Genomic DNA, 26,453 nt, shown 5'->3' on the forward strand with positions numbered 1-26,453 from the left:
ACCAGATGAGCCAGTCATTTTCTCTTACAGATTCCCTCTCCCTCCGTGACCTTCAGGTATACCTGTCGCGTGCCAGCCGAGTCGAGGACGGTTCGGTGCGCCTGATTTCGGCCGCCGGCGTGCTCGCCGTCTACACGGCGATCCTGTATCCCCGCGGCCTGCTCGACACGAGCCCCACCGTTCTCGGCCTGCGCACCTTCGCGCTGAGCGAGCCGGTTGACCTCGACGTCGTTGTACCGGTGCGGTCGCTGCTTGACCGGGTCGCCCGCTTGCAGACCCTTGACGGCGAAGAATCAGACGAGCCTGTCACCATCTCCGTTCCCCTGCAGGTGAACACGGTGACCTGGGCCGGCATCTCACCGCCCAGGGGCGGCTGGAAGCCACTCGGTCAAGCGGATGCCGCGACGCTCGAAGCCGCAGCACGCGCCGGAATCGATGAGGTCGCCAACGCGATCCCCGCCGGAACGGGCGAGCAGCTCGTGCAGCGGGTGCGCTCAGACGTGTGGAGCCGGCCCATCGACACGCTCGACCACGTTCCGGCCGGCGCAGGGTTCGCCGCATTCAGCCTGGGATTCCTGGCCGATGACGACCCCGTTCAACTTTTCGACACCGGTACCTGGACCAGGCTCAGCACGAGTCGCGGCCACATCCTGGTGAAGCGTAAGGCATGGTCGCTGAACTCCTAGCGTGCCGTGGGTGCTGACGCGCTCAGGCGCGTCAGCACGCACGCCGCTCGCGTGCGGGTCGACGGTCTTGGATCGACCGCCTACACCGCCGCGGCGACGGCTCGGCCTGCCGTGCGGCCCGAGAACAGGCATCCGCCAAGGAATGTGCCCTCCAACGACCGGTAGCCGTGCACGCCGCCACCGCCGAAGCCGCTCGCTTCTCCCGCCGCGTAGAGACCGGGAACTGGACGGCCGTCAGCGCCGAGCGCGCGCGCTGACAGGTCAGTCTGAATGCCGCCGAGGCTCTTCCGGGTGAGGATGTGCAGCTTGACGGCGATGAGCGGGCCGGCCTTCGGGTCGAGCAGCTTGTGCGGGCTCGCCACGCGAATGAGCTTGTCGCCCCGATAGCGCCTGGCCTGCCTGATCGCATTGATCTGGGCATCCTTGGAGAAGTCGTTGTCGAGCTCACGATCACGCCCGCGAATCTCCTGTTCGACCCGAGCAGCATCGATTACGACATCGGGGGAGAGGCGCTGCATGCCAGCCAGGAGCTCCGGCAGGGTGTCCGCCACCACGAAGTCCGCACCGTTGCGCTTGAAGGCCTCTACCGGCCCTGGAGCGCCAGGGGTGACCCGTTTGGCGAGCAGCTTCAGGTCCTTGCCGGTCAGATCGGGGTTCTGCTCGCTGCCTGAAAGTGCGAACTCCTTCTCGATGATCTTCTGCGTCAGCACGAACCAGCTGTAGTCGTGCCCGGTCTGCTGGATGTGCTCGAGGGTGCCCAGGGTGTCGAACCCTGGAAAGAGCGGCACCGGCAGTCGCTTACCGGTTGCATCCAGCCAGAGCGACGACGGGCCGGGCAAGATCCGGATACCGTGTGCGGCCCACACCGGATCCCAGTTCGTGATGCCCTCCGTATAGTGCCACATCCGGTCGCCGTTGATGAGGCGAGCGCCCGCTCCCTCCGCGATGCCGAGCATGCGGCCGTCGACATGTGCTGGAACGCCGGAGAGCATGGTTTTCGGGGGAGTGCCCAGTCGTTCCGGCCACTGCTTCCGCACGAGATCGTGGTTGCCGCCGATACCGCCACTGGTGACGATCGTGGCCGCCGCGCGGAGCTCGAAGTCGGCGATGACATCGCGCGAACTTGCGGCTCCCCGCACCGCGGTGCTCGGCGCGAGCACGCTGCCGCGCACCCCGACGACGGTGCCGTCGTCGACGAGGAGGCCATCGACGCGGTGGCGGTGCCGGATGGTGACGAGCCCGGCCGTGACGCCGTCGCGCACCTCGGCGATGAACGGTGCAAGGACGCCTGGACCGGTGCCCCAGGTGATGTGGAAGCGCGGGACTGAATTGCCGTGCTCGAGGGCAGAGTAGCCGCCCCGCTCAGCCCAGCCGACGACCGGAAAGAACCGGACGCCTTTCTCGTGCAGCCAGGCGCGCTTCTCTCCGGCGGCGAAGTTGAGGTAGGCCTCCGCCCAGCGCTTGGGCCAGGCATCCTCTTCGCGATCGAAGCCGGCGCTGGCGAACCAGTCCTGGGTGGCCAGTGCCAGCGAGTCGCGAACATTCATGCGGCGCTGCTCTGGTGAATCGATCAGGAAGAGCCCGCCGAACGACCACCAGGCCTGACCGCCGAATGAGGCTGCCGGTTCCTGTTCCACCACGATCACGCGTTTGCCGGCTCGAATGAGTTCGGCTGTCGCGACAAGGCCGGCCAGGCCTGCGCCAACGACGATGACATCTGCTTCGGTTACGGGTGTACTCAACGCGACTCCTTTGTCGGCAATGGTTAGTGCGTGTGGTGCGTGGTGCGGCGCGCTTGCGGTGCTCTAGCTCTCGAACGAATTCAACATGGCGTGTGCAGCCCTGTCGAGATAATCCCACAAGACTTCACGTTGCAGTGGAGGGAGGTCCATCGTGTCGAGAGCGTTCTTCATGTGTCCGAGCCAGCGGTCGCGGGCATCGGGGTTCACCGTGAACGGTTGGTGACGCATCCGCAGCCTGGGGTGCCCGCGCTGTTCGCTGTACGTGCCTGGGCCGCCCCAGTACTGTTCGAGGAACATCGTGAAGCGCTCAGCCGCCGGCCCGAGGTCGTCTTCCGGATACATCGGCTTCAGGACGGGATCGCCGGCGACACCCTCGTAGAAGCGAGCGACGAGCTGTTCGAAGAACGCTCGACCGCCTACCTGCTCGTAGAAGCTCGGCGTGACGGCCGCGCCGTTCTCACCGTCTCGAAGGTGAACTCCGGATTTCTCACTCATCGCTGGCCTTTGTGTTTCGTGGGGTGGAGGGGTCTGCATCGCTGGGCGGCGCAGTGCTCGGCGGCGCTGTGCTCGGCTTGGCTGTGGTGCTCGGCTTTGCTGTCGTGGTGCTGGGCGGAGTCACGGGCGATGCTGTCGTGGGCGAAGCCGTTGTCGATCGTGATGCCGGCGTCACGCCGGAGTTCTTGATCGTGGTGATGCTGCGCGCATCCTTCTGAGGGGTGGCTGGCACAGCTGGCGTGGCAGCCACGCGGGGCGTTACAGGGGCAGCGGATACCGCAGCGGCCTTCGCGGCTCGCGAGTTCGCGCGCGCCTTCTTGCCGGTGGCGACAGGCTCTTCGGCGACGGGAATCGGGCGGGTGCGCGGCGGCTTGGCGCCCATGACGCTGCCGGCATTGTCGAAGCCGCTGAGCACGACGGTATTGAGCGACGGCAGCTGGATGCCCAGCTCGTCCAACCCCTTCTTGAGCCGGAGGCGCAGTTCGCGGCTCACGTCGTCCTTGGCAGACGTGCGGGTCTTGACGACGAGACGGATGACCAGCGCCTCAGCCGAGATTGATTCCAGGCCCCAGACCTCCGGGCGTTCGAGGATGCGGGAGCGCCACTTGGAGCTGGATGCCATCTCAAGGGCGATGCGCGAGATCGCGTCCTGCACCTCGTCGACATCGGAGTCGTACGGCACGGCGAGGTCGATGATGACGCGAGCCCATCCCTGCGACATGTTGCCGACGCGGAGGATCTCACCGTTCCGAACGAACCAGAGCGTGCCATTCACATCGCGCACCTGCGTGATGCGGATACCCACGGATTCGACGACACCGGTTGCGGGTCCGAGGTCGACGACGTCACCGACACCGACCTGGTCCTCCATCACCATGAACAGCCCGTTCAGGACGTCTTTGACGATGTTCTGGGCGCCGAAACCGAGACCGGCACCGATTGCGGCCGTGAGGAGCGCCAGTGAACCCAGGATGCTCGGGTCGATTGTGTTGACGATCAGAATAAGCGTGACGACCAGCAGGATGACGTTGACGATGTTGCTGAGCACCGTGCCGAGCGTGCGTGTGCGCTGCACCAGGCGGACTGCGGCCAGTGGGGAGACCAACAGCGATTGGGTGTCCTGGACGTTCTGCTTCTTCTTGGCGCCGGACACGATCTGTTTGACGACGCGGTCGATCGCCAGGTGCAGTATCCACCGCAGGGCAAAGGCGATGACCACGATGATGACGATGCTGACGAGGGGGCCGAGAACGGGTGTGTCGAAGAAGGCGTCGACAGATTTCCAGAATGAGGTCCAGTCCATAACTCCGCCAGTCTACTGAGCGTGGTTTGTGCGAAGGCTGAACTGATCAGACCTCAGCACTTCGGGCGTGAGGTCGGAGCGTGAGGTCGGCTGAGTGGCAGGGCAGCGCATCCGCTCGCCGAGAATCGCCGTTACGGCCGAGAATCGCCGTTGTAACGGCGACTCTCGGCACAAACGGCGACACTCGACGGATGCCGTGAGCAGCGCGGTGCCGGATCCTGGCGGGCAGAGAACACAGGTGAAACCAGACAGGCCAGCCGCCGGACGGGGTCCGAGGGCTGGCCTGTGTGTGGTTTCGAGACGGCCCTAGCGGGCCTCCTCAACCACCGGGGTGGGGGTGGTGTTACGTGCTACTTCGCGTCGCGCTCCTGTGCCGCCAGTGCGCGCTCGACGCCGGCCAGGTTCTCCACGATCAGGCGGCGGAGTGCTGCGGGCTCAGCAGCGTTCGCGTCGAGCCAGGTGCGCGTCGCGTCGACGAGCTCCTGGTTCACCAGCGGCGACGGGTAGAGGCCGTCGATGAGCTTCTCAGCGATCGAGTAGCTGCGGTTCTCCCAGACGGTCTGCACCATTGCGAAGTACTTCTCCACGTACGGGGAGAGCAACGCGGTGTCATTCGCGCGCAGGAAGCCTGCTGCGGTGACACGCACGATGGTGTTCGGCGCGGTGTCGACATCGATGAGCGACGACCAGGCGGCGAGCTTGCCCTCCGCGGTGGGAATCGCGGCACGAGCCTGCGCCGCCGCCTGCGCACCGGTTGCGGTGTTGTCCGCCGCCAGTGCAGCATCGATCTCAGCGGCCCCTGCAACGCCACCGGCGACGAGGGCGATGAGAAGCTCCCAGGCCAGGTCGGTGTCGATCTCGAGTCCATCGAGCTTCTCTGCACCACTCAGCAGGGCTGACACGGCGGCCAGCTGCGAAGGGGTTGAGGCAACGGATGCGAAGAACTTGACGAACTGGAACTGCGCGTCGCTGCCGGCCTCTGCGCCGCGTGCCAGCGCGAGAAGCGCATCGCCGACCTCGGTCACGGTCGCGTCGCGGTGCTCAGGCGTCACGTAGCTCGTCGCGGTCAGGATCAGCTGGCCGAGCACGGTGCGCAGGGTCGTCGACTCTGATTCTGTGGCGATATTGTTCAGCACCAGGCGAACGAAGTCGCGCGGGGCCGTCTCTGCATCGCGGGTCGAGTCCCAGACCGAACCCCACACGAGCGAGCGCGCGAGCGGGCTCTCGATAGCGGCAAGGTTCTCGATGGCAACGTACAGCGACGTCTCGTCGAGACGGATCTTGGCGTATGCCAGGTCGTCGTCGTTGAGGAGTACGAGTGCCGGACGAGCGAGACCGACGAGCTCTGCGACATCCGTTCGCTCGCCGTCAACGTCAAGCTCGACGCGGTTGGTGCGAACGAGCTTGCCGTCGAGCAGCTCGTACAGGCCGATGGCCAGACGGTGCGGGCGGATTGTCGGGTAGTCGGCAGCTGCGGTCTGCAGTACGGCGAAACCGGTGATGATTCCGGCGTCGTCGATGGTGATCTCGGGGCGCAGCGTGTTGACGCCGGCCGTCTCGAGCCACAGCTTGGTCCATTCAGACAGGTCGCGTCCGCTGGCAGCCTCGAGCTCGACCATCAGGTCGGACAGCTCGGTGTTGCCCCAGGCGTGCTTCTTGAAGTACGCGGCTACACCGGCGAAGAATGCGTCGATGCCGACCCAGGCGACGAGCTGCTTCAGGACGGAGCCACCCTTGGCGTACGTGATGCCGTCGAAGTTGACGAGAACGTCTTCCAGGTCGTTGATCGTGGCAACGATGGGGTGGGTTGAGGGCAGCTGGTCCTGCTTGTATGCCCAGCTCTTCTCCATGGAGGCGAAGGTGGTCCAGGCTTCGGTCCACTCGGTGGCCTCAGCCGTCGCGATGGTCGATGCCCATTCGGCAAAAGACTCGTTCAGCCACAGGTCGTTCCACCACTTCATGGTGACGAGGTCGCCGAACCACATGTGTGCCAGCTCGTGCAGGATCGTGACGACGCGGCGTTCCTTGATGGCATCCGTCACCTTGGAGCGGAAGACGTAGGTCTCCGTGAACGTCACGGCTCCGGCGTTCTCCATGGCTCCGGCGTTGAACTCCGGTACGAACAGCTGGTCGTACTTGTCGAACGGGTACGCGAAGTCGAACTTCTCCTCGAAGTACGCGAAGCCCTGGCGGGTCTTCTCGAAGATGTAGTCGGCGTCGAGGAACTCAGACAGGCTCTTGCGGCTGAAGACACCGAGCGGGATGGTGCGGCCATCGCGTGAGGTGAGCTCACTGCGAACCACGGCGTACGGGCCGGCGACGAGCGCGGTGATGTAGCTGGACATGGTGTGCGTTGGAGCGAACGCCCAGGTCTTGCGAGCTGCGCCGTCGGCCGTTGGTGTTGCGTCGGTGGGCACGGGGGTCGGCGAGTTGGACACGACCTCCCACTCGGCAGGTGCGGTCACGGTGAATGCGAAGGTGGCCTTGAGGTCAGGCTGCTCGAAGACCGCGAACATGCGACGCGAGTCCGGCACCTCGAACTGGCTGTAGAGGTAGACCTCCTGGTCGACGGGGTCGACGAAGCGGTGCAGTCCCTCACCGGTGTTCGTGTACAGCGCGTCGGCGACGACGGTGAGCACGTTCTCAGCGGCGAGGTCGTTCAGCTGAATACGGATGCCATCGCTCACGACGGCGGGGTCGAGTGCAATTCCGTTCAGGGTGACTGAGTGCACAGTCTTGGTGATGGCGTCGATGAAGGTCGATGCGCCGGGGGTGGCGGTGAATGTCACCGTGGTGGTGCTGGCGAACGACTCAGGCCCGGTGGTCAGGTCAAGGGTTACGTCATAATTCTGGACGGCGACGAGCGCGGCACGCTCTTGGGCTTCGACCCTGGTCAGGTTTTCTCCGGGCAACGATTTCTCCAATTCGATCAACGACTCACCAGCGCTCGTGGCGTCAGTGCACGAGTGTCAAGCCTAGCCATGATCGACGGCGTAGAACGGGTGCTCAGGGATACCGGTTGTTCGCTCTCCGCGCTCTGCACTCTGACGCGCCTGTGCACTGATGATCCGCATGGCGGAGCGCAGCGCAGCACACCGCCCCGCAGGGTTACTCTGCTGGCAGGGAGGGTGCTCCGGATGAAGGTCAGCATGGATCCACGCGTCGCGACAGCAGAGCGGTATCGCGTCTTCGCGGAGGTGGAGGCTCGCGGGATGAGCGAGTGCTACGAAGCCTGGGCGCGTGGTGTCGCGTCAGACCCGGCAACACTCGAATTGATCAATCGGTTGCCCGCCGCCAAACGCCAGCCCAACCTCGTTTTCAGTGCCGCCCGCCTGCATGGCGCTGAAGCCGGCGGGTACGCGGACTTCGCGGCCTGGCTCGCCGAGCACTGGGGTGCAGTCGAGGAGACATGCCTGTCCCATTCCACCCAGACCAATGAGGCAGGGCGGTGTGCCCCGCTGCTGCCAGCGCTCGCCGGGCTCCCCGGGCCGCTTGCGCTGATCGAGGTGGGGGCATCCGCTGGTCTCTGCCTCTACCCCGACCGATACAGCTACCGCTATCGGGATGCCAGGGGCGGGGTGCGCACGATCGATCCTGCAGACGGTCCCAGCCCCGTGCTGCTGGAGTGCGAGGTCAGCGGCCCTGTTCCCCTCCCAGACCAACTGCCGGAGGTGGTGTGGCGTGCCGGAATCGACCTCAACCCGCTCGATGTGCACAGTGAAGCGGATATCGCCTGGCTGAACGCCCTCATCTGGCCCGAGCATGAGGACCGTCGGGTGAGGCTGGCGGCTGCAGTGCAGGTGGCCAGGCGAGAGCCGGTGCAGATCGTGCGGGGCGACCTGAACGAGTTGATCGACGAATGTGTGGGGCAGGCACCCAGCGGCGCCACCGTCGTGGTCTTCCACACTGTGGTGCTTGCCTACCTCGATGATGCGGCCAGGGCGCGATTTGCCGCGACGATGGCGCGGCTCCCGGTGACCTGGCTGGCCAACGAGGGGCGGAAGGTCGTGCCGGGCGTCGTGGAGCAGCTGCGTGAACTGCCAACGGTGACGAGCGACTTCGTGCTGTCGCAGGATGGCACGCCCGTGGCCTTCACGCAGCCGCATGGTCGGACGGTGCGCTGGTTGCTGAGCTAGTGGGTGCTCAGCAATAGACGGGACGCTCGCTAGTCGACGAACTCGGTCTGGGTCGAGATGAAGTGCTGGTCCTCTGGTGTCAGCACGATGGTGTCGTCATCGATCGCGTCCACATCACACAGCGTGGTGATCTCCGTGACGATCCGCACCGGAACAGGCTCATCGAGATGGGCGACCAGCCACTGCTTGGCCGGGATATCGAGGTGCGGCCACCACCGTTCGACGGAGGGAAGGGCAGATGGGTTGGGCATGACGACTCCTTGGCTGAGGCCTCTGGTGTGCAGTCTCAACGATACGCGCCCCGCCCGATGAAGGGCAGGGGTAGCGGGCAAGGCCAGCGGGTAGGGCCAGCGTGCAGGGTCGCGCTGCGCTACCAGGTGCCTGGCTTGTAGTCCTTGAGGAAGACGCCTGAGAGATCTTCGCCCGCTTCGCCGCGCACGATCGGGTCGTACACGCGGGCCGCGCCATCGACGAGGTCGAGGGGGGCGTGGAAGCCCTCTTCGGCCAGGCGCACCTTGGTGGGGTGGGGGCGCTCGTCGGTGATCCAGCCGGTGTCAACGCTGGTCATGAGGATGCCGTCTGACAGCATCTCCTTCGCACTCGTGCGGGTGAGCATGTTGACGGCGGCCTTGGCCATGTTCGTGTGCGGGTGCCCTGGTCCCTTGTAGCCGCGACCGAAGACGCCTTCCATGGCCGACACGTTGACGATGTAGGTGCGGCGCGCACTGGACGACGCCATCGAGGCACGCAGGCGGCTCACGAGGAGGAACGGCGCTGTGGTGTTGCAGAGCTGTACCTCCAGCATCTCCAGCGGATCGACGTCTTCGACGTTGGCCGTCCAGCTGTTCTCCTTGTGCAGGTCTGGCACGAGGCCACCGGCATCGATGGCTGTTCCGGCCGCGAGTCGCTCAAGCGACGAGGAGCCCGGCGCAAGGGCAAGGGCTGTGAGGTCGTCTGCCGTGAGTGCGCCGGTCCCCGAGATGGCCGCAGCGGCCAGGATCGGGTGGCTGGCCACCGATGCGGCAAGGGCAAGCGGATGCGCGTCGTTCGTGTGCCCGAAGCTCACGATCTCCGGCATCGGGCCGTCAGGCAGCGGAGAGGACTCAGCTTCGACGAGGGGCGAGTACGACCCAGCGGAGCGGCGAACCGTCTGCGCAGCGTTGTTGATCAGGATGTCGAGGGGCCCCTGGGCTGCGACATCGTCAGCGAGGCCGATGACCTGGGCGGGGTCGCGGAGGTCGATGCCGACCACGCGCAGGCGGTGCAGCCAGTCGGCTGAATCCGGCATGGCGGAAAAGCGGCGCACAGCGTCGCGGGGGAAGCGCGTGGTGATGGTGGTGTGTGCGCCATCGCGCAGGAGGCGAAGCGCAATGTACATGCCGATCTTCGCGCGACCGCCGGTGAGCAGGGCGCGCTTGCCGGTGAGGTCGGTTCGGGCGTCGCGCTTTTCGTGGCTGAGGGTTGCGCAGCTGGGGCAGAGCTGGTGGTAGAAGGCGTCGACGAGCGTGTAGCGCTGCTTACAGATGTAGCAGGGGCGTGCGACGAGCAATTCGCCGGCTGTGGGGGCATCCGTTCCCCGGGTGAGCTGTGCGCCGCGGGTCTCGTCGTCGATACGAGTGGGGGCGCCTGTAGCCGTCGCGGCGATGACGTCCCGGTCGGCCTCTGCGATGGCGTGGCGCTTCTCTGCCCGGCGAACGACCTTTACCGACTTGAACATCTTGGCTGTGGCCTGGCGAACTGTTGTGTAGTCAGGGTCATCTGGGTCAATGGTGCTGAGTGACGCCAGGACGCGGAGTGTGACCTCAAGATCATTCGGGTCAATGCGCGGCGCCGATTCAGGGGAGGAAAGCTCAGAGGTCATCAGAGAATTCTACGCTGAGCAGGCTGAAGGCCTGCCGAGATGGGACGCGCGGCGCATTTAGGGTGGGGGAATGACTGATTCCGTTGACTTCTGGTTTGACCCGTCGTGCCCCTGGGCCTGGATGACCTCCCGGTGGGTGGATGAGGTCGCACGCCAGCGTGACCTCGACGTCACCTGGCATGTGATGAGCCTGGCCGTGCTCAATGAGGACAAGGACGTGAGCGACGAATACAAGGCATTCTTCCCGCGCGCCCTGAAGTACACCCGCCTGGTGACTGCGGCCAAGGAACTGCACGGCCAGGAGGTCGTCAAGCCGCTCTATGACGCACTGGGCACGCGCATTCACCCCGGTGGCAACCTAAACCCGGACGAGGTGATTCCTGCGGCGCTCGCCGAAGCGGGTTTGCCGGAGAGCCTGGCCGCCTATGCAGACAGCGACGAATTCGATGCTGAGATGCGGGCAAGCCACAACGACGGCATCAACCGTGTTGGCCAGGAGGTCGGCACCCCGGTGATCTCGGTCAACGGCGTCGCCTTCTTCGGCCCTGTCATCTCGCCGGCCCCGACCGGCGAAGAAGCCGTCAAACTGTGGGACGGCGTTGTGGCCGTTGCCAGCTACGACGGATTCTTCGAGATCAAGCGCACCAGAACCCGAGGACCAGTCTTCAATTAGAGATGCCAGGTCGCCCGTCAGCGACGACGCTGACCGACGACAGCTGACCGAGAGCTGACCAGTGGCATGTGCGGGGCCTCGAGCGCGGGGCCCCGCACATCCTCAATAGACTGTTTTCATGCGCATCCATATCGCCACCGACCACGCGGGGCTGGATTTCAGCCAGCACCTCATCTCTCACCTCACCGCAGGCGGTCACGACGTGATCGACCACGGACCGACGAGCTATGACGCGCTCGACGATTACCCGGCGTTCTGCATCAACGCGGCGCAGGCTGTCGTCAATGACCAGGCAGCGGGCATCCAGGCGCTCGGCGTCGTCTTCGGTGGCTCTGGCAATGGGGAGCAGATCGCGGCCAACAAGGTGACCGGTGTTCGCGCAGCCCTCGTCTGGAACCTCAGCACCGCGAAGCTGGCCCGCGAGCACAACGATGCCAACGTCATTTCGATCGGTGCGCGCCAGCACTCGATCGAGGAGGCCACCAGCTTCATTGACGCATTCATCGCAGAGCCATTCTCCGGCGACGAGCGCCACGCCCGCCGCATCGCGCAGCTCGCCGAGTACGAACGCACCGGCGACATCGCCGGCAAAGGCATCGACCACTAGCCGTGCCTGAGGGACATTCCGTTCATCGAATCGCCCGGCAATTCGCCCGCAACTTTGTGGGCAAGCGGGTTTCGCTGTCGTCGCCGCAGGGCAGGTTTGCCGCTGGGGCGGCCGAGCTGGACGGTCATGTCATGACCGATGCCAAGGCTGTCGGCAAGCAGATGTTCCTCGAATTCGACAACGGCCTCTGGCTGCGCGTGCATCTCGGCCTCTACGGGGCCTGGGACTTCGCCGGTGAGATCCAGATGGATGCCACGATCGCCTCTGCGAACGGCCGAATGGGTCAGACGAACCAGCGCGGGACGGTGCTGGATGCGGCATCCGCTTCCCAGGGTGTTGCTGCTGGCGCTGGTGATTCTGGCGCTGCCATTTTCGACGCGGACGGCGAGAACTCGCTGCACAGCATCGGGGCGCCCAGGCGCACCAGGGTGCGGATGTCTGAGCAGGAGAAGGAAACCGGCGAGATCGACACCTTCCCGCCTGAGCCGGTCGGCCAGGTGCGGGTGCGGCTGCTGACCGACACCGTGTGCGCAGACCTGCGCGGTCCGACGGCGTGCGAAGTGCTGCAGCCGGAAGATGTTGAGGCTGTGTTGGCGAGGCTCGGACCCGATCCGCTGCTCGACTCCAGCAAGGCTGCCGAAGACAGGTTCACCGCCGTCGTGCGGAAGAAGGCCACGCCGATCGGCCTGTTGCTGATGGACCAGTCAGTGGTCAGCGGCATCGGCAATGTGTACAGGGCAGAGATGCTCTATCGGGCCAGGGTCGATCCGCACACGCCCGGCAAGCTCGTTCCAGAAGAGATCGTCAGGGGACTGTGGCGCGATTGGGCGCACCTGCTTGAGATCGGCGTCACCACCGGCCAGATGATGACCATGGACCAGCTGTCGCCGGAGGACTACGTGAAGGCGATGGGCAGTCGCGCCGACCGACACTGGGTCTACAAGCGCGAGGGGCTGCCGTGTCGTGTCTGCGGCGTGCACATCACGCTGGAAGGCATGGGCGCCAGAAAGCTCTACTGGTGCCCGAATTGCCAGCGGTAGCGGGAGGCGCCGTGAGCCTGATCCTGCGGGACGCCCGCCTGCCGGGTAGCGACGATGTCGTCGATATCGAGATTCTTAAGACAGCGGATGGCACGGCCACCGTTGGGCGCATGGGTTACATCGGCCGCGCCGGCAGCGGTGCAGGCGGCGATGTTTCCGCTTCTGCTTCTGCAGAGGAGCTCGACCTCGGTGGACGTTTCGTGGTGCCGGGGCTCTGGGACAACCACGTGCACTTCACGCAGTGGGCGCAGACGTTCAGGCGCCTCGACGTGTCGCACGCGGCATCCGCTCTCGGCGTTGCAGGCCTTGTTGCGCATCGCCTCAGCAGGTCGCTGCCGGGGGAGACCCTGGTCGGTTTTGGGTTCAGAGACGGGCTCTGGCCAGACGCGCCGTCGCGAGCGACGCTCGATGCGGCATCCGGCACGGTTCCTGTGGTACTGGTGAGCGGTGACCTGCATTGCTGCTGGCTGAACTCGGCGGCGCTGGCCGCGCACGGCCACGGGGACCACCCGACGGGACTGTTGCGCGAAGACGACGCGTTCGCGGTGCTGGTGGCCATCGGGATGGTCGACGACGATGTGATGGACGTCTGGGCCGCCGACGCCGCACGGCAGGCCGCCGCGCGCGGAGTCGTCGGCATCGTCGACCTGGAGATGGACTGGAATCTGGACGTCTGGACGCGTCGCATTGCCGCAGGGGCCACAGACCTCCGGGTTGACTTCGGCATCTACACACACGATCTCGATCGCGCGATCGAACTCGGCCTCCGCACAGGCCAGATCGTTGACGGTACGCAAGGCCTGCTATCCGTCGGGCCGTACAAGGTCATCACCGACGGCTCGCTCAACACGCGCACGGCGTTCTGCTTCGCCGAGTATCCCGACCTTGCCGGCCAGCCGAACGCACACGGGCTGTTGACCGTTCCGCACGAGGAACTGGTCGAGTGGATGCGGAAAGCGGATGCCGCCGGCCTCCGCCCTGCCGTGCATGCCATCGGCGATCATGCCAACAGCCTCGCGCTCGATGCATTCGCCGAGGTCGGCTGCCGCGGCAGCATCGAACACGCCCAGCTGCTCACCGATCGCGACATCGCCCGGTTCGCAGAGCTCGGCGTGGTGGCGAGCATGCAGCCGGAGCACGCCATGGACGACCGCGACGTCGCCGAACGATTCTGGGCTGGGCGCACCGACCACGCATTCATGCTGGCCAGCCTGCGGGCAGCCGGCGTCGAATTGGCCCTCGGGTCCGATGCTCCCGTCGCCCCCCTCGACCCGTGGGTGAGTATGGCCGCAGCTGTCGGCCGCACCAGGGACGGCCGCGAGCCGTGGCACCTCGAACAGGCGATCTCTCGCCAGGCCGCTCTGGCCGCCAGCGCGCGCGGCAGGCACACGGTTGCCAGTGGTGATGTCGGAGACCTAACGGTGTGCGAGATCGACCCGTTCGTGGCATCCGTTGCAGACCTCAGGCGGATGCCGGTGGCCGCGACGATGCTGAACGGCCGGTTCACGCACCTCGCGCTGTAGCGACCGCACCTGGCTGCCCTCTCATGGCGCGCATCGCGTATTCGCGACAATCCCGCTGGTCGAGGAGCGAGCGCCAGCGAGTGTCTCGAGACCACCTCACCGGTTTCTGCAGGCCTGGCGGAGGGGTCTCGAGACGGCCGTGAGCGGCCTCCTCGACCAACGGGGGCGTGGTTAGTCGCGCTGCGTCTCCGAGTCTGTCCCGTGTTCCGGCTCTGCCGGCTGCAGGGGCTCCACCGGCGCTGCCGCGTCTGCCATGTGACGCTCCTCCCGGTGCGAGATCACCTTCTTCACGACGAAGACGAGCAGCAGGAAAACCGCGATGATTCCCACGAAGATGTATCCGGCGAAGTGCAGGCGCTCCGACATTTCCCGGTAACTGCCGGCGGCGGCAGATGCCACAGACACGTAGGCGATCGCCCAGATCACGCACGCCGGAATAGTCCAGGCGATGAACCGGCGATAACGCATCGGGCTCATACCAACGGTCAAGGGGATCAGTGAGTGCAACACGGGCAGGAACCGCGAGATGAACACGGCGATGCCGCCGCGCTTACGCAGGTAATTCTCAGCCCTGTGCCAGTTCTTCTCACCGATCTTGCGACCGAACCAGCTGCGTCGGATCACTGGCCCGAACGCCCGACCAAGGGCGAAGCCGATGGTCTCACCGATCAGCGCCCCGAGGATCGCGGCGACGATGAGCGCGACGTACTCGACCGGGTTCGCCACGGCGGTGCTTGCCACGATGAGGACTGTGTCCCCAGGGACGACCAGGCCAATCAGGATTGACGTCTCGAGCATGATTGCGACGCCGGCGAGCACCGTGCGCAGCACTGGATCGACACTTGAGACGGTGTCGAGAATCCAGCTGAGAATGTCATTCATCCGACTCAGCCTAAACGGTCAGAGCGGTGCACCCTAGGCTGGGCAGGTGCCCTCCTCCATTCGACGTATTCCACTCCGGGAATGGAGCGATCCAGAGCGTGCATTCGTGGCACTTTTCGGCCAGTCGCGACACGCATTCTGGCTCGACGCAGGCGTCAACGCCACGACAGGGATGAGCTACCTCGGGGCTGCGAGCCGCGGCACCCGGTGGGTGACGGCATCCGTCGACCCTGCTTCTGACCTCGAAACCCTCACCGTGACCCGGCCGGCAGACCCGACGGTCGCCGATGTGCGTTACGAGGGCTCGATCTTCGAGTTCCTCGCGCGTGAGCTGCCGCGTGTCGACGCGGTCGACGCGGTCAACCAGGACAACCGGGACGCTGCAGCAGTCCATTCGTCGCAGCAGGGTGAGCGGATGCCAGGGCTGACGCTCGGCTGGGTGGGCTGGTTCGGCTACGAGCTCGGCGCCAAGACGCTCGGGCTCCCAGCTCACCGGTCTCGGTTTCCGGATGCCGCCTGGCTGCAGGCCGATCGCGTTGTCGCCTTCGATCACGCTGCACGCACCGTCACCCTGATCGTCGATGCCGGACAGACGCAGGATCCTGCAGAACTCGACGACTGGGTCACCTGGGCGGCGGCGCAGCTGCGCGCCGCGAATGCTGAAGCCGATGCCAACGCCAATGCCGATGCCGATGCCGATGCCGATGCCGATGCCGATGCCGCTGACGCCCACGCTGCGGTGCCACCGGCATCCACACCCACCCCCACCCTGGCCTGGCGCCACAGCGCCACCGAATACGCCGAACTCATCCGTCGCTGCCAGGAGGAGATTCGGGCCGGCAACGCCTACCAGCTGTGCCTGACCAACGAAATCCGGGTGGATGCCACCCCAGACCCGGTGGCGGCGTACCTGACACTGCGGCGGGGGAGTCCGAGCCATCACGGCGGACTCCTCAGGTTCGGCGACCACTCGCTGCTCAGCGCGACGCCGGAGCAGTTCCTCACGGTGACACCGGAGGGCCGGATGCGAACCAAGCCGATCAAGGGCACCCGGCCGCGGTCGGCGAATCCCGCTGAGGACGCGCGACTGGCTGCCGAACTCCTGGCCAGCGACAAGGAGCGGGCAGAGAACCTGATGATCGTCGATCTGATGCGTAACGACCTGGGGAGGGTTGCCGCGCTCGGGTCTGTGCAGGTCACTGATCTGCTGGCCGTCGAAAGCTATGAACATGTGCACCAGCTGGTGAGCACGGTCAGCGCCACCCTGGCCGACGGCCTCAGTGCGCTCGATGCCATCGCATCCGCTTTCCCGGCAGGGTCTATGACGGGGGCTCCCAAGATGCGCGCCATGAGTATCCTCGACGAACTGGAGGCCGGGCCGCGCGGCGTGTACGCAGGGGCCTTCGGCTACCTCGGCGTTGACGGCTCTGTAGACCTGGCCATGGTCATTCGCAGCATCCTGCTTGACCCGCGCGGGGCATCCGTTGGCACGGGCGGGGGAATCACGGCGCTGTCGGATCCAGCCGATGAAATCGAGGAGACTCTCGTGAAGGCGCGAGCCCTGGCGGTCGTGCTTGGGGTACCCGAATCAGACTTAGCCGCGGCATTGGGTCAGGGTTTAGTAACCTAGGAGCTTGGATGGCGCCACGCTGGCGCTGCATTGGGGTGCTTTCCCCATCACCGCACTGAATGAGAGTCACGTGGCACACGAGCACGACACCGCATCGAACGGACCTGAGAGCGACGAAGAGGTCTACGACTTCGCTGCCATCCAGGCCAAGTGGCAGCCGATCTGGGAGGAGCTTGACCCGTTCAATACGAACAACCCAGACGACACCCGCCCGCGCAAGTACGTGCTCGACATGTTCCCGTACCCCTCAGGCGACCTGCACATGGGCCACGCAGAGGTCTACGCGCTCGGTGACATCGTGGCCCGTTACTGGCGCCACCAGGGCTTCAACGTGCTGCACCCCATTGGCTGGGACTCCTTCGGCCTGCCGGCTGAGAACGCCGCCATCAAGCGCGGCATCGACCCGCGCGGCTGGACCTACGACAACATCGCGCAGCAGAAGAAGAGCATGAAGCTCTACGCGGCCTCCTTCGACTGGTCGCGAGAGATTCACACCAGCGACCCTGAGTACTACAAGTGGAACCAGTGGCTGTTCCTGCAGATGTACAAGAAGGGCCTGGCGTACCGCAAGGACAGCTGGGTCAACTGGGACCCGGTAGACCAGACCGTGCTCGCCAACGAGCAGGTGCTGGCCGACGGCACGAGTGAGCGCAGCGGCGCCGTTGTCGTGAAGAAGAAGCTCACGCAGTGGTACTTCAAGATCACCGACTACGCCGACCGCCTGCTCGACGACCTCAACCAGCTTGAGGGCAGCTGGCCGACCAAGGTGCTGCAGATGCAGCGCAACTGGATCGGCCGTTCCATCGGAGCCGACGTCGACTTCGTCATCGAAGGCCGCGACGAGCCCGTCAGCGTCTTCACCACCCGCCCAGACACCCTGCACGGCGCCACGTTCATGGTCGTTGCACCGGATGCCGACCTCGCGGCTGAGCTCGTCGCCGACTCGTCAGACGAGATCAAGACGGCATTCGCCAGCTACCTCGTCCAGGTGCAGAACAGCACCGAGATCGAGCGCCAGGCCACCGACCGTGAGAAGACCGGTGTCTTCCTCGGCCGCTATGCCATCAACCCGGTCAACGGCGAACGCCTGCCGATCTGGGCCGCAGACTACGTGCTGGCCGACTACGGTCACGGCGCCGTCATGGCCGTGCCTGCGCACGACCAGCGCGACCTCGACTTCGCCCGTAAGTTCGACCTCCCCGTTCGCGTCGTCGTCGACACGCTGGCTCCGGTCACCGGGGTCATCCCCGTTGTCACCGAGGCCATGCTGTCCGGCGACGAAGAACTGCCGCCGCTCGACCCGGCATCCACCGGCATCGCCTTGGCCGGCGAAGGCCGCCTGATCAACTCAGGCGCGCTCAACGGCATGAGCAAGAACACCGCGATCAAGCGCATCATTGAGCAGCTTGAGGCAGCCGGAACCGGCCGCGCAGCCAAGAACTACCGTCTGCGCGACTGGTTGATCTCCCGCCAGCGTTACTGGGGCACCCCGATCCCGATCATCCACGGCGAAGACGGCACCGAGATTCCGGTTCCAGAAGACCAGCTGCCCGTGCTGCTGCCGCCGACCGAAGGTCTCGACCTCAAGCCGAAGGGTACATCGCCGCTCGGTGGCGCGACCGACTGGGTCAACGTCACCAACCCGATCGATGGCACCCCGGCCAAGCGCGACGCCGACACGATGGACACCTTCGTCGACAGCTCGTGGTACTTCCTGCGCTTCCTGAACCCGACGGACGACACCAAGGCGTTCGACCCGAAGGAAGCCGAGAAGTGGGCGCCCGTCGACCAGTACGTGGGCGGCGTTGAACACGCAATCCTGCACCTGCTCTACGCGCGCTTCATCACAAAGGTGCTGTTCGACCTCGGCTACGTCTCCTTCACCGAGCCGTTCACCGCCCTGCTCAACCAGGGCATGGTCATCCTCGACGGCGCCAAGATGTCGAAGAGCAAGGGCAACCTCGTGTACTTCACCGAGGAAGTCGACCGTCACGGTGTTGACGCCATCCGCCTCACCATGGCGTTCGCCGGCCCGCCTGAGGACGACATCGACTGGGCTGACGTGTCCCCGGTTGGCTCTGCGAAGTTCCTCGCTCGCGCTTGGCGCGTTGCGCGTGACGTGACGAGCGCTCCAGACGTCGAGTGGAAGACCGGAGATGTGTCGCTTCGCCGCGTCACCCACCGCTTCCTCGCTGACGCACCGAGCCTCGTCGAGTCGTTCAAGTTCAACGTGGTGGTTGCCCGCCTTATGGAGCTCGTCAACGCGACCCGCAAGGTCATCGACACCGGTGCAGGTGCAGCGGATGCCGCGGTGCGCGAAGCCGCTGAGGTCACGGCCATGACGCTCAACCTGTTCGCGCCGTACGCGGCTGAGGACATGTGGGAGCACCTCGGCTACGAGGCGACGGTGGCACTCGTGCCGTGGCGGAAGCCAGACCAGACCCTGCTCGTCGAAGAATCCGTGACCGCAGTTGTCCAGGTTGACGGCAAGGTTCGTGACCGCCTGGAGGTTTCCCCGAAGATCTCCGGCGACGAGCTGGAGAAGCTGGCCCGTGAGTCGGCATCCGTCATCCGCTCTATCGGCGACCGCAGCATCGTGAAGGTGATTGTGCGGGAGCCCCGCATGGTCAGTATCGTGACGGCGCCCGCCGCCTAGTCACCCGCTCCCAGCGATAACGCGCCCGCCCGGCTGCTGTCATGCAGTCGGGCGGGCGCGTTTGTGTTGGGGCGTTCACCCGCTCGAACGGCCTAGCACCCCTTCATCGCTGCGACGTTCTCGCTGAGTGCGTTGGGGCCACCGAGCAGCGTCACGGCCGGCGTGCTGTACGCCACCAGGTCGGCGCGAATCGCCGGCGGAATGCAGCCCGGCTGCACAACGTAGAGCGGCGATTTGCGCGCGCCGGCAAGTGCCGCACCGGCAAGGGCGTCGGGGAATGCGAGCCCGGTGGCGAGATACACCTGCTTGGCGCTGGAGAACGCAGCCTTGTTCAGCTTCTGCGACGTGTCGAATCTGTCGGTTCCACTGATGCGGGCAACCGTCCCAACGGCAGACAGTGACCGGGAGACTCCGTCTGACACGGCATTCGGGCCGCCGACGATGGTGAGTGAGGTGATCTTCCGGGCGGCCAGCATGGTCGTGGTGGCGCTGTCAACGGATGCTGCGCCTCCATCAACGAGGACGACGGGAATTCCCGCTGTGCCGGCTGCAGCAGAGGCAGACAGCGCATCGGGGAAGTTCAATCCCGTGGCAACGTAGGCTGCGCCGACGGCGCCAGGGAAGGCGTGCCCGACGACGAGTCGCGAGGTCTCGAAGCGGTCGGCACCTGACAGCCGGATCGTGTTCGGCACCAGGGCTTTGATCTGGGACAGCGCGACGTCCGAGACTGCGTTCGGTCCACCGACCACGACGATCCTCCCCGGCTTCAGTCGCCGGATCTCGGTGGCCACCACGTCGGGGAGCTTGCCGGGCTGGACCAGCAGCAGTGGGCCGCCCTCCTTCGTCGCTGCCGGTGCCGCGCCGAGTGCGTCAGGATAGTTCTCACCCGTCGCGATGTAGACGACAGCCGCGGTGCCGGGGTATGCGGCCTTCGAAATGCTCACTGCCGTGGTGTAGCGGTCGTCGCCCCAAAGCCGATCGACCGACGGCTTCCAGGCGCCGAACGAGAGCGTCACCGTCGCGGTTGCCCCGAGCGACGCGACACTGATTGACAGGCCACCGGATGCCATCGCCAGGGATTCAGACGCCCGAAGCGCGAAGTGGCGACCGTTCACGCCGGCGCTGTTTGGCACCGTCAGCACCGCCGACGAGGTGTCGGCGCGCAGGCGGAGCACTCGAACTCCGGTGTGCAGTGTCGGAATGGCCTGTGGCGACGCATAGATAGAGCCGGCGTCAATCCCGGTCCCAGAGCGATACTCGATGAAGTAGGCCTCTCCGGTGCGTGGATCGATCACGCGCAGCCCGCGCACGCCGGAGCTCGCAGAGGCGGGGTTCACCGCGAATGACTGTGTGCTCGTCCCTGTGCCGACCGCACTGGTCACCGTCGGCAGCTCGCTGGGGCTGAGCGCGCCCAGCAGGCTCTTCTGGGTGACGTTCAACGCCGTCAGCTGAGCGTTGAAGAGCGTCGGCGTACTGAAAGTCGCACCCATGATGTCGTACGGGTCGAAGTACTCCTCGTCGAAGCATCCGTTGGAGAACGTGCCGTTGCCCTGGTTGGCGCCTTCAACGGTCATGTCGGGGCAGAAGTGGCCGTTGGAGTGGCTCAAGCCGAGATTGTGACCGAATTCGTGAGCCAGGAGCTCTGTGGCCGCGTAATCGACATATGTGCCCCAGATGACTCCGCCAGAGTTCAGCGTTCCGACCGTGCCCCAGCCGATACCGTCTCCGTTTGCGCAGGAATCCGGCACGATCACCATGAGGTGCCGACCTGTGTCGGCGAAGTAGCTGTCCTGGCTGGGGTCGCCGAATGCGGTTGCGGCCACCTCCCACGCGAGGTCTGGGTCGCAGGCGTCTGCATCGACAAGGCGCTTGATGGGGAGTGGCTTTGCAATGCTCGCAACCTGACCCGCCGACTGTGTCGCCCAATAGCCGCTCAGCGTCTGGAGGAGCGTGGAGACGACGGAGTCTGCGACCACGATGTCTCCGCCGGCCTCGGTGACGATCGCGACGTCGACGGTGTGGGCAAGCGGAGCAACAAGGGCTGCGGCCAGCGGGGCTGTAATGCTGCCGGCCGTAACGGTGAGAGTGGTCTCCAGACTCTCTGCTGCCGCCAGGATCTCCTGGCCGAGGTCTGAGGTGCTCTCGACAGGAGCCTCGCTCAGCTCTGCATCGGGAAGTTCAAGGCGCACTGCGTCTGCGATCTCCGGTGCGTCGCTGGCAGGGATCGCCACGGTGCCGACGAATGTGCTGCCGCTGACGACGCCATCGGTCAGTGCGCCGTCAATCAAGACGGACTGACCGTCTGTGGTGCGCAGCCTGATGATGTCGGGCAGTAGGGATTCTGCACCTGCACCCGGCGTCAGGTCGCGGCCGGAGTAGATGACGATTGTGCCTTCAACATCAACCGATGTTGAGGAGTCCACGGCCGGGGAGTCGGCGGGTACATCGAGCGTCGCGGCCGAAGCTGGAGCAAGCGATGTGCCGATGAGAACCAGCGCCAGCGAGAGCGCGGCAACCCCTCCGCCTGCTGCTAACCTCCGCGGTGACGTGAATGCGTCGTTCTGCATGAATTCCCCCGAATACCAGCCATGTGACGTGCGCAGGTTCGGCGACGGCGCCGATACGCACACTCCGCATCGGCTAAATGAGTGAGTGCCCCTCGAATGTACTGAGCCCCTTGAATGTACTGAGGAGCACGGGCGGGCGCGAGGAATCGGTCACCCCCCAATCGGGGAGCGTGCCCTCGCCCCTCCACAGAATGTCCCCGGTGACGGCAGTCCACAGGCGCGACGACCGGCGCGGGGACCGGGTTCGGCGACCGTAGCCTGCTGGAATGGAGCACCCCGCGGCACCGGAAGATCCATTCGCCCGTCTGGCGCCCGGCCGGGGTGCCAGTCATGGTGCACGGTGGCGCTGGGGTATCGGCGCGGCGATCGTGGTGTTGGTGGTCGCTCTCGCGGCGTCAGTGGTGATCTCTGCCGTCGGTGCGCAAAACAATCGTTCAACGATCATGCCGGCGACCGACGAGTCGACGGCGCAGACGGAAACGGATGCGACGGGTCAGGCTGGTAAGGCTGGCGGGCGCATGGATGCCGATGGCCAGCCGCAGGTATTTGTGCACATCCTCGGTGCGGTGGCGAACCCGGGCCTCTTCGAACTGGGCGAGGGCGCTCGGGTGATCGACGTCATCGCGGCGGCAGGCGGCCTCGCCGGGAACGCGGACCCGGCTGGCGTCAACCTCGCCCGCCTGGTGTCCGACGGCGAGCAACTATATGTCCCGGCTGTTGGGGAAGTAGTGGCTGGCCCGGCCGGGGGAGCCGGCGGGTCGGGTGCAGCGGGCGCCGGAGGCGCGGACGGCGCGAGTGGTGGCAAGGTCAACCTCAACACGGCGACGAGTACTGAACTGCAGACGCTGCCACGAATCGGTGAAGCCATGGCGCAGCGCATCATGGACTATCGGGATGCCAACGGCCGCTTCTCCAGCATCGACGACCTGCGGAACATCACGGGGATCGGCGACAAGACCTTTGAGGCGTTGAAAGACCTGGTCACGCTATGACGCGCGGCGTGGACGCGCGGTCGGCTTGACTTGGAGTGCGCTCCAAGTCCTAGGCTCGCGGCATGACAGCAAATGAAACGCTCGGTCGACATGATGCGAGCCTGACCATCGCACAGGTCGCGGAGCTCACTCGACTTTCGACAGACACGCTGCGTTACTACGAGAAGGCAGGCTTGATTGAGCGCGTCGGACGGACGACGGGCAATCAGCGCCGATACTCATCCGCAGATCTAGCGTGGCTGGAATTCTTACTGCGCCTGCGCGAGACCGGAATGTCCATCGCAGAAATGAAACGCTTCGCTCATCTGAGAGCGGCGGGCGATCCGTCGATCCCCGACCGTATTGCGATGCTCCGCACTCATGCGGACGGGCTTGCCGACCACATCCGTACCCTCCAACAGAACGCGCTCGTCCTCAGCGAGAAGATCGCCCACTATGAGCAACTGCAGAACGCAGTGCAACTGCAGAACGCACAGGGAGAAGACCGATCATGAACCCAGACAACGGCACGACAGCATCTCGAACCTCTCGCGAGGCGGCGTTCGCCCGCGGAATGCGAACCTTGACGGCAATCGACGGTGCAGCCGGGCAGAACGTCATCGATTCGTTGCAGGATATTTCACCCGAACTCGGTCATCAAGTCGTGGCGTGGGCGTTTGGCGAGATGTACGAGCGGCCTGCTCTTGCCCCGCGTGACCGTCAACTGGTGACAATCGGAATGCTCACTGCGCTCGGCGGATGCGAACCCCAGCTCGAGGTGCACATCAACGCAGCGCTCAATGTCGGGCTCAGCCCAGATGAAATCGTTGAAGCGCTTCTTCACTCTTCTGTCTATTGCGGCTTGCCCAAAGCGCTCAACGCTACCTTCGTCGCCAAGAAGGTCTTCGGCGAACGCGGCCTGCTTCGATCCCAGGAGTCAGACTGAGAGGGAGCTGAACCGCAGCGGTCTGTGATCCACCACCGGATGCACCCTCCTGCTTCTCCACATCCGGCGTTCGACGCGAGGTCTACACAGGTGCCAAGGCGGTCGGGCGCCAGCACGCGCCCCTGCTTAGCCTGCTGAGATGGCGGATCCGGAATCGCACGATCCATTCGTTCGATTGGTGCCGGTTGACCGTGCGCGCATCGATGCGCGGCTGGCTATCCCGGCGGCAGCGTGCTGGCTGGTGGCGGCGTTGTTGATCGGCTTCCCTGACTGGGCGGCGTCTGCTGCGATCGCGTTCGGGATTGCGGCCGCAGCTGCTGCCACGCTGCTTGCAGTCTCGGCGCGCGGAATCCGGCGCGAACTCCCACGGCCATTTCACCGTCACCATCGCTCGGGCACGAAGCGGTCGGTCCCCGGCCTCACCACGATCGCCGTACTCGGCGTAAGCCTCGCGGGAGCGGCGCTCCTGGCATCCGTTGTTGCTGTCAGAGAACCCACTCGCATGCCAGCTGTGGTGGCTCAGGCGATCGATACTCATGACAGCCCGACGGTGGAGATCGTGCTTCAGTCGGTGCCCGTGGCGAGTGACGCGATGGGTGGCGGCCAGTTTGGCGCAGGTGGCGTCCAACTCAGAGCTCGGGGCACGATCGTGAGCCTCACAGGGAACGGTGGTCACGGCGAGGGTGACGACGGTCGCAGCGTGCACGCAGTCGCCGTGCCGGCGGTGATCTTCTTCGAAGCGGGCGAATCGGCTTCTCGCTACGAGATCGGGGCAACCCTCTCGCTGACCGGCACCATGAAGGCGACCACGTCTGGCGACGCAGCCGCTGTGTTGCTTTTCGGTACGAACCCACCAGAGGTGCTCACGCCGCCAGCTTGGTGGCTCGCGTGGGCCAATGAGCTTCGCGCGGGATTCTCTGCGGCCGCAGCCCCTCTGGGCGGCGATGGTGCGGCCCTATTGCCAGGCTTGTCGATCGGGGACACGTCGGCGGTGACGGATGACCTCGCCGCGGCCATGAAGCAGAGTTCGCTCAGCCACTTGACCGCTGTATCGGGCGCGAACTGCGCTTTGGTGATCGCGATCATCATGGTCTGCGGCGGCTACCTGCGCCTGCGCCGGGGGCTGCGCATCGCGCTCTCGTTGTTGGTGCTTGTCGGGTTCGTCGTCCTTGTCACGCCGGAAGCAAGCGTCCTGAGAGCCGCGGTCATGGCGTCGATCGTGATGCTGTCTCTGGGTGCGGGTCGGCCGGGCAGAGGAGTGCCTGCCCTGCTCCTGGCCGTCATCATCCTGCTCATCTCAGACCCCTGGCTCAGCCGCAACTACGGCTTCGCGCTGTCGGTGCTGGCGACCGCGGGCCTGCTGGTGCTCGCAGCCCCGCTGGCACAGGCGCTCGGGCGCTGGATGCCGCAGGGACTGGCGGCACTGCTCGCGCTTCCCCTGGCGGCGCAGCTGGCATGCCAACCGGTGCTCGTGCTCCTCAGCCCCACCGTGGCACTGTATGGGGTTCCGGCGAACCTGCTCGCGGCGCCAGCTGCGCCGATTGCCACGATGCTCGGTCTCCTCGCCTGCCTGCTCCTGCCGTTCCTGCCCGGTGTGGCCAACGCTGTGCTGCAGGCGGCCTGGTGGCCGTCGTCGTGGATCGCGGCAACGGCCAGGTTCACTGCAGAGCTTCCGGGCAGCAGGCTGCCCTGGGTGGGCGGCATGGTTGGTGTCATATCGCTGGTGGTTCTGACGGCGTTGGCGCTGGCACTCCTGCTGACACGGACTGCCGGTGTCGGGCGTCGGGCGACGCAGATAGCGAGGGCCGTGGGGTTCTGCGTGCTGGCCGCCTTCGTCGCCGGATACGCCGGAACGGGCATCGGCTCGCTCATCGGGCGCGCAACGAGTTTCCCCGCTGACTGGCAGATCGCGGCATGCGACATCGGTCAGGGCGATGCCGTACTCGTGCGTGACGGAAGCCAGATCGCGCTCGTCGACGTCGGACCAGACCCTGCGCTACTCGACGACTGCCTGGTCGAGGTTGGTATCACGCACATCGACCTCCTGGTGCTGACCCACTACGACCAGGACCACGTCGGCGGACTCGACGCCGTGCTCGGGATGGTCGACACGGCGCTGGTGGGCGAGCCGGCCTCAGTCACCGACGAGCGCGTGCAAGCCCGCCTGCGCGCCGGTGCGGCTGACGTGCGGCAAGCGGCGAAGGGTGATGCCGGCCAACTCGGCGAACTGTGGTGGGAGGTGCTTTGGCCGCTGGCTGATTCGTCGTTTGAGACGGGGAACGACGGCAGCGTCGTTGTCACGTTCGAGGGGCGCGGCATCCGCTCAATTTTTCTCGGCGACCTGGGAGAAGAGGCCCAGGACGCGCTCTGGACGGCGTCGCATCCGGCACCTGTCGACGTGGTCAAGGTCGCCCACCACGGTTCCGGCGACCAGAGCGCCCAGCTCTACGAGCGACTGCGCGCGCGAGTCGGGGTGATCTCGGTGGGACTCGACAATGGATACGGGCATCCGACGCCGCGCCTGCTTGACCTGTTGGAGAGCACGCGCACCACCGAGTTCCGCACGGACGAGCGGGGGTTGGTCGTGATCGCGCCCGCCACCGATCCCGACCCCGATCCCGACTCTGATCCCGACGAGGACGGCGATGCCCTCACCATTTGGACGGAGCGGTTGGCAGGTAGTAGTAGCAGTGGTCGCTAGCTGGGCGGGCTGGCTGTGCACGGCAAGCTGGGAA

The 26,453-nt window shown here is 65.6% G+C and carries 20 protein-coding genes; 12 read left to right on the top strand and 8 right to left on the bottom strand.

Annotation, left to right across the window (positions count from 1 at the left end):
- Positions 1 to 5 precede the first annotated feature (5 nt).
- Complete coding sequence (locus tag AC25Z0_RS03465) at positions 6 to 686, top strand: DUF8185 domain-containing protein (protein WP_488132319.1); 681 nt, start codon at positions 6 to 8, stop codon at positions 684 to 686.
- A gap of 80 nt (positions 687 to 766) precedes the next feature.
- On the opposite strand, the gene AC25Z0_RS03470 is transcribed toward AC25Z0_RS03465, so the two are convergent.
- From AC25Z0_RS03470 to pepN, 4 genes are all read right to left on the bottom strand, one after another.
- The gene (locus AC25Z0_RS03470) at positions 767 to 2,428 is read right to left on the bottom strand and encodes an FAD-binding dehydrogenase (protein ID WP_488132320.1); all 1,662 of its coding nucleotides are present in this window, start codon (positions 2,426 to 2,428) and stop codon (positions 767 to 769) included.
- A gap of 63 nt (positions 2,429 to 2,491) precedes the next feature.
- Entirely contained in the window at positions 2,492 to 2,923 is a 432-nt protein-coding gene (locus tag AC25Z0_RS03475; protein ID WP_488118863.1) for a globin, read from the bottom strand.
- Positions 2,916 to 4,226 carry a mechanosensitive ion channel family protein gene (locus AC25Z0_RS03480; protein ID WP_488132321.1) on the bottom strand — a complete coding sequence of 437 codons (1,311 nt, stop codon included), beginning with the start codon at positions 4,224 to 4,226 and terminating at the stop codon, positions 2,916 to 2,918. Before AC25Z0_RS03480 ends, AC25Z0_RS03475 begins: the two co-directional genes overlap by 8 nt.
- Positions 4,227 to 4,576: 350 nt before the next feature.
- The gene (pepN, locus tag AC25Z0_RS03485) at positions 4,577 to 7,138 is read right to left on the bottom strand and encodes an aminopeptidase N (RefSeq protein WP_488132322.1); all 2,562 of its coding nucleotides are present in this window, start codon (positions 7,136 to 7,138) and stop codon (positions 4,577 to 4,579) included.
- A gap of 237 nt (positions 7,139 to 7,375) precedes the next feature.
- Here pepN and AC25Z0_RS03490 point away from each other — a divergent pair, with 237 nt between their 5' ends.
- The gene (locus AC25Z0_RS03490; RefSeq protein ID WP_488132323.1) at positions 7,376 to 8,362 is read left to right on the top strand and encodes a DUF2332 domain-containing protein; all 987 of its coding nucleotides are present in this window, start codon (positions 7,376 to 7,378) and stop codon (positions 8,360 to 8,362) included.
- A 29-nt stretch (positions 8,363 to 8,391) separates the two neighbouring features.
- On the opposite strand, the gene AC25Z0_RS03495 is transcribed toward AC25Z0_RS03490, so the two are convergent.
- Entirely contained in the window at positions 8,392 to 8,613 is a 222-nt protein-coding gene (locus AC25Z0_RS03495; RefSeq protein ID WP_488118867.1) for a hypothetical protein, read from the bottom strand.
- Positions 8,614 to 8,732: 119 nt separating this feature from the next.
- Positions 8,733 to 10,223, bottom strand: coding sequence for an SDR family NAD(P)-dependent oxidoreductase (locus AC25Z0_RS03500; protein WP_488118868.1), 1,491 nt, complete (start codon positions 10,221 to 10,223; stop codon positions 8,733 to 8,735).
- 70 nt (positions 10,224 to 10,293) lie between these two features.
- Between AC25Z0_RS03500 and AC25Z0_RS03505 the strand changes: the two genes are divergently transcribed.
- The 4 genes from AC25Z0_RS03505 to AC25Z0_RS03520 all read left to right on the top strand — a co-directional run bounded on the left by AC25Z0_RS03505 (position 10,294) and on the right by AC25Z0_RS03520 (position 14,066).
- On the top strand, positions 10,294 to 10,896 hold the full coding sequence (locus AC25Z0_RS03505) for a mycothiol-dependent nitroreductase Rv2466c family protein (protein WP_488132324.1): 603 nt from the start codon (positions 10,294 to 10,296) through the stop codon (positions 10,894 to 10,896).
- Between the two features lie 118 nt (positions 10,897 to 11,014).
- Positions 11,015 to 11,503 (top strand): ribose-5-phosphate isomerase, encoded by a 489-nt coding sequence (locus tag AC25Z0_RS03510; protein ID WP_488118870.1) that lies wholly within the window; start codon positions 11,015 to 11,017, stop codon positions 11,501 to 11,503.
- Between the two features lie 2 nt (positions 11,504 to 11,505).
- Positions 11,506 to 12,543, top strand: a complete 1,038-nt coding sequence (locus AC25Z0_RS03515; protein ID WP_488132325.1) for an Fpg/Nei family DNA glycosylase — start codon at positions 11,506 to 11,508, stop codon at positions 12,541 to 12,543.
- Positions 12,522 to 14,066, top strand: coding sequence for an amidohydrolase (locus tag AC25Z0_RS03520; RefSeq protein ID WP_488132326.1), 1,545 nt, complete (start codon positions 12,522 to 12,524; stop codon positions 14,064 to 14,066). Before AC25Z0_RS03515 ends, AC25Z0_RS03520 begins: the two co-directional genes overlap by 22 nt.
- A gap of 171 nt (positions 14,067 to 14,237) precedes the next feature.
- Here the strand turns inward: AC25Z0_RS03520 and AC25Z0_RS03525 are convergent, their stop codons facing one another.
- A complete protein-coding gene (locus AC25Z0_RS03525; RefSeq protein ID WP_488118873.1) occupies positions 14,238 to 14,948 on the bottom strand; it encodes a DedA family protein in 711 nt (236 codons plus the stop codon).
- 46 nt (positions 14,949 to 14,994) lie between these two features.
- On the opposite strand from AC25Z0_RS03525, the gene pabB reads away from it, so the two are divergent.
- Together pabB and leuS are read left to right on the top strand one after the other, a co-directional pair.
- Complete coding sequence (gene pabB / locus AC25Z0_RS03530; protein ID WP_488132327.1) at positions 14,995 to 16,578, top strand: aminodeoxychorismate synthase component I; 1,584 nt, start codon at positions 14,995 to 14,997, stop codon at positions 16,576 to 16,578.
- Between the two features lie 70 nt (positions 16,579 to 16,648).
- Complete coding sequence (gene leuS / locus AC25Z0_RS03535) at positions 16,649 to 19,234, top strand: leucine--tRNA ligase (RefSeq protein WP_488133107.1); 2,586 nt, start codon at positions 16,649 to 16,651, stop codon at positions 19,232 to 19,234.
- A gap of 92 nt (positions 19,235 to 19,326) precedes the next feature.
- Here the strand turns inward: leuS and AC25Z0_RS03540 are convergent, their stop codons facing one another.
- The gene (locus tag AC25Z0_RS03540) at positions 19,327 to 21,801 is read right to left on the bottom strand and encodes a cell wall-binding repeat-containing protein (RefSeq protein ID WP_488132328.1); all 2,475 of its coding nucleotides are present in this window, start codon (positions 21,799 to 21,801) and stop codon (positions 19,327 to 19,329) included.
- A gap of 266 nt (positions 21,802 to 22,067) precedes the next feature.
- On the opposite strand from AC25Z0_RS03540, the gene AC25Z0_RS03545 reads away from it, so the two are divergent.
- The 4 genes from AC25Z0_RS03545 to AC25Z0_RS03560 all read left to right on the top strand — a co-directional run bounded on the left by AC25Z0_RS03545 (position 22,068) and on the right by AC25Z0_RS03560 (position 26,419).
- On the top strand, positions 22,068 to 22,793 hold the full coding sequence (locus AC25Z0_RS03545) for a ComEA family DNA-binding protein (protein WP_488132329.1): 726 nt from the start codon (positions 22,068 to 22,070) through the stop codon (positions 22,791 to 22,793).
- Positions 22,794 to 22,855: 62 nt separating this feature from the next.
- Positions 22,856 to 23,287: a MerR family transcriptional regulator gene (locus tag AC25Z0_RS03550; RefSeq protein ID WP_488132330.1), complete on the top strand. Its 432-nt coding sequence runs from the start codon at positions 22,856 to 22,858 to the stop codon at positions 23,285 to 23,287.
- Positions 23,284 to 23,718, top strand: a complete 435-nt coding sequence (locus AC25Z0_RS03555) for a carboxymuconolactone decarboxylase family protein (protein WP_488132331.1) — start codon at positions 23,284 to 23,286, stop codon at positions 23,716 to 23,718. The genes AC25Z0_RS03550 and AC25Z0_RS03555 overlap by 4 nt, the downstream gene beginning before the upstream one ends.
- Before the next feature lie 139 nt (positions 23,719 to 23,857).
- Positions 23,858 to 26,419 carry a ComEC/Rec2 family competence protein gene (locus tag AC25Z0_RS03560; RefSeq protein WP_488132332.1) on the top strand — a complete coding sequence of 854 codons (2,562 nt, stop codon included), beginning with the start codon at positions 23,858 to 23,860 and terminating at the stop codon, positions 26,417 to 26,419.
- Positions 26,420 to 26,453 lie beyond the last annotated feature (34 nt).

It is taken from the genome of Leifsonia sp. Y862 (assembly GCF_057669585.1).

Bases quoted from the DNA above. Each gene is read 5' to 3' on its own strand.
- AC25Z0_RS03475 (WP_488118863.1), bottom strand. From the start codon at position 2,923: ATGAGTGAGAAATCCGGAGTTCACCTTCGAGACGGTGAGAACGGCGCG.
- AC25Z0_RS03550 (WP_488132330.1), top strand. From the start codon at position 22,856: ATGACAGCAAATGAAACGCTCGGTCGACATGATGCGAGCCTGACCATC.
- AC25Z0_RS03555 (WP_488132331.1), top strand. From the start codon at position 23,284: ATGAACCCAGACAACGGCACGACAGCATCTCGAACCTCTCGCGAGGCG.
- AC25Z0_RS03510 (WP_488118870.1), top strand. From the start codon at position 11,015: ATGCGCATCCATATCGCCACCGACCACGCGGGGCTGGATTTCAGCCAG.
- AC25Z0_RS03505 (WP_488132324.1), top strand. From the start codon at position 10,294: ATGACTGATTCCGTTGACTTCTGGTTTGACCCGTCGTGCCCCTGGGCC.
- AC25Z0_RS03540 (WP_488132328.1), bottom strand. From the start codon at position 21,801: ATGCAGAACGACGCATTCACGTCACCGCGGAGGTTAGCAGCAGGCGGA.
- AC25Z0_RS03560 (WP_488132332.1), top strand. From the start codon at position 23,858: ATGGCGGATCCGGAATCGCACGATCCATTCGTTCGATTGGTGCCGGTT.
- AC25Z0_RS03545 (WP_488132329.1), top strand. From the start codon at position 22,068: ATGGAGCACCCCGCGGCACCGGAAGATCCATTCGCCCGTCTGGCGCCC.
- AC25Z0_RS03500 (WP_488118868.1), bottom strand. From the start codon at position 10,223: ATGACCTCTGAGCTTTCCTCCCCTGAATCGGCGCCGCGCATTGACCCG.
- AC25Z0_RS03465 (WP_488132319.1), top strand. From the start codon at position 6: ATGAGCCAGTCATTTTCTCTTACAGATTCCCTCTCCCTCCGTGACCTT.
- AC25Z0_RS03480 (WP_488132321.1), bottom strand. From the start codon at position 4,226: ATGGACTGGACCTCATTCTGGAAATCTGTCGACGCCTTCTTCGACACA.
- AC25Z0_RS03525 (WP_488118873.1), bottom strand. From the start codon at position 14,948: ATGAATGACATTCTCAGCTGGATTCTCGACACCGTCTCAAGTGTCGAT.
- AC25Z0_RS03495 (WP_488118867.1), bottom strand. From the start codon at position 8,613: ATGCCCAACCCATCTGCCCTTCCCTCCGTCGAACGGTGGTGGCCGCAC.
- AC25Z0_RS03490 (WP_488132323.1), top strand. From the start codon at position 7,376: ATGGATCCACGCGTCGCGACAGCAGAGCGGTATCGCGTCTTCGCGGAG.